The sequence below is a fragment of the Luteibacter sp. SVR4-7G genome, assembly GCF_056755555.1.
This window is the reverse complement of the sequence record NZ_JBPGXO010000089.1, coordinates 1-2,334: the sequence shown is the minus strand read 5'-3', so window position 1 is coordinate 2,334 and position 2,334 is coordinate 1. Positions and strand designations below refer to the sequence as shown.

The window sequence follows — 2,334 nt, the reverse complement described above, 5'->3', positions numbered from 1 at the left end:
GGTGCAGGCGATCTCGGCGCGACTCAAGGTGCCTGCGGAATACGCCTTCATGGCGGAGATGGTGTGCAAGCATCACCTGAACGCGCACATGGCATTGGAATTGAGGCCCACCACCATCCTGCGCCTGCTCGAAAGCCTCGGTGCGCTGCGCCGACCCGCGCGCCTGGAAACCTTCCTGCTCGCCTGCATGGCCGACAAGCGCGGACGCCTCGGCCACGAAAACGCGGAGTATCCGCAAGCCGACTTCCTGCGCGGCTGCCGCAATGCCGCCGCGGCGATCACGTCGCAGCCCTTCGTGGAGAAGGGCCTCCAGGGCCCGGCCATCGGCGAGGCGATGAGGAAAGCACAAGCCCAGGCCATAGCAGCCGTACCGAAAGACGTGTAGGAGCGCGCCTTGCGCGCGACGTCTTTTGGGGCCGTGAACAACAGGCCCTGTTGCTCTTCGCGAAAACATGTCGCGCGCCAGGCGCGCTCCTACACAACGCCTTAGCCAGTTACAAGCGCGACCCCTGGTCGGCCGCCATCACGTCCGCCGGCAGCGCCGCCGCGTCGATGCCCTTGGCGAACATCATCACCTGGAAGCGTTCGCCCATCTGCTCGGGAAGCGTCAGCGTCTTCACTTCCTGCGCCAGGCGATAGCGGGCGGCTTCGTCCTCGAGTTCGAGGTAGTCGTTCTCGAAGAATTCCTGCATGCCTGTGGCGAGCAGAAACTGTGCCTGCGGCATGTATGCCGCCACGCCGAAACCCGCGCTGTTGCCCGCCTCCGCCAGCGCGGTGAAATCCACCGAGGCGGTGAGGTCCTGCAGGCCGGGCAGGTGGAACGCATCGCCGTGCGTGCGATGCCGGTAGAATGCGCGCAACGTGCCCTCGGAGCGCTCGGGCAGGTAGAACTCGCCGCGCGTGTAGCCATAGTCGGCGAAAATCATCGCGCCGCGACGCAGGGTTCCCGCCACCGCCTGCACCCAGTACGGCAGCTGCGGCAGGATTTCGCTGCGGTAGCCCGCTTCGAACTCGCGTCCCAGGTCCCGCTCCACATGGCGCACGGCCCCGCCGACGAGGGTATCGGCGGGACGGTCGCTGCGCACGAACCGTCCTTCCCCGTCCAGAACGACATGTTCCTCGTAGACCTCGCCGTCGCGCGTGGTGAAGCGCGTCGTCGGCAGCGCGTCGATCACCTCGTTGGCAAAGAGCACGCCGTCCCACTCGGTTTCCAGCGGGCCGTCGAGCCAGACGGCGCGCGCGAACAGTCCGGCGGGCAACGCGGCACGCAGGCGCTCGCGCTGGCGTTCGCGCAAGTCGGCGCTCGGTTCGAGGATCATGAAGCGGCGCGGCGCGCGTCCCGCGGCATCGAGCGCCAGCAAGGCGGCTTCGGCGAAGGCGCCGGTGCCGCCGCCTAGTTCGAGGAAGTCGGCATCGGGGCCCAGCGAGGCGAGTACCGGCTCGAACGCGCGCGCCACGCAACGGGCGAAAAGCGTGCCCAGTTCGGGCGCCGTGACGAAATCGCCTTCGGCGCCGAACTTGGCCTTCCCGGCGCTGTAGTAGCCGAGACCTGGGGTATACAGGCAGCGCTCCATGAAGCGCGAGAACGGCATCGGCCCGTGGGCGGCGATTTCCTCGCGCAACAGGCTGGCGAGGTGGTCGGAATGAGCGCGCTCGTCGGCGCCGGGTTCGGGAAGCTTTGCGTTCATGCCGTGCGTGTTCGGGATCGAACCCGCAGGATAGCGGATAGGGGCCTACGGTTTCAGAAATCCTGTTGCAACGACAGGAACAGGCCGCGACGGGGGCCGAACTGGGGCGCACCCACGCCGATGCCGGAACCGTCGCGGATCTCGTACGTGCGGTCGAACGCGTTCACCAGGGCGAGCTGCGCATGCGTCGCGCCCACGGGCGTGAAGCGGAAATCGTGCGACACGCTGAGGTTCAGCTGGAAATACGCGGGCAACGTGTCGCCGTTCGGCACCAGTCCATCGCGGCGCAGGCCCGAACCGAACAGGTAATCCGCGCCGACGCGCGTCGCATCGTCGAGGGCGTAGCTGATACCGCCCGAGGAGGTGTACTTCTGGTCGTGGTCCAGGTGGATGAAGTGGTCCTCGATGTAGGCAAGGTCGTCCGGATTGAAGTTGTACTGGCCGGTGATGATGCGCTTGCCCACGGAGCGGTTGTACGCGAAGTTGAAGTATGCGGTGAGCGCCCCGCCATCGTAGTTCAGCGTGAACTCGTCGCCCTTGACCTTGCCCTGGTCGTAGTTGAAGGTGGAATAGACCAGCGCGGTGCCGAACTGTCCTTCGTCCTGGATGCGCGACACGCGGCGATAATAGCTGTCGAGTCCTACGG

The 2,334-nt window shown here is 66.5% G+C and carries 1 protein-coding gene and 2 pseudogenes; 1 reads left to right on the top strand and 2 read right to left on the bottom strand.

All coding sequences use genetic code 11. The annotated features are described in order from the left end of the window. Positions 1-385 (top strand): annotated as a pseudogene (cca, locus tag ACR9ZH_RS18420) (multifunctional CCA addition/repair protein); the annotation flags it as partial. Positions 386-494: 109 nt separating this feature from the next. On the opposite strand, the gene ACR9ZH_RS18415 reads toward cca, so the two are convergent. After that, positions 495-1,688 carry a class I SAM-dependent methyltransferase gene (locus tag ACR9ZH_RS18415; RefSeq protein ID WP_481292215.1) on the bottom strand — a complete coding sequence of 398 codons (1,194 nt, stop codon included), beginning with the start codon at positions 1,686-1,688 and terminating at the stop codon, positions 495-497. A gap of 53 nt (positions 1,689-1,741) precedes the next feature. Continuing rightward, positions 1,742-2,334 (bottom strand): annotated as a pseudogene (locus ACR9ZH_RS18410) (TonB-dependent receptor); the annotation flags it as partial.

Bases quoted from the DNA above. Each gene is read 5' to 3' on its own strand.
- ACR9ZH_RS18415 (WP_481292215.1), bottom strand. From the start codon at position 1,688: ATGAACGCAAAGCTTCCCGAACCCGGCGCCGACGAGCGCGCTCATTCC.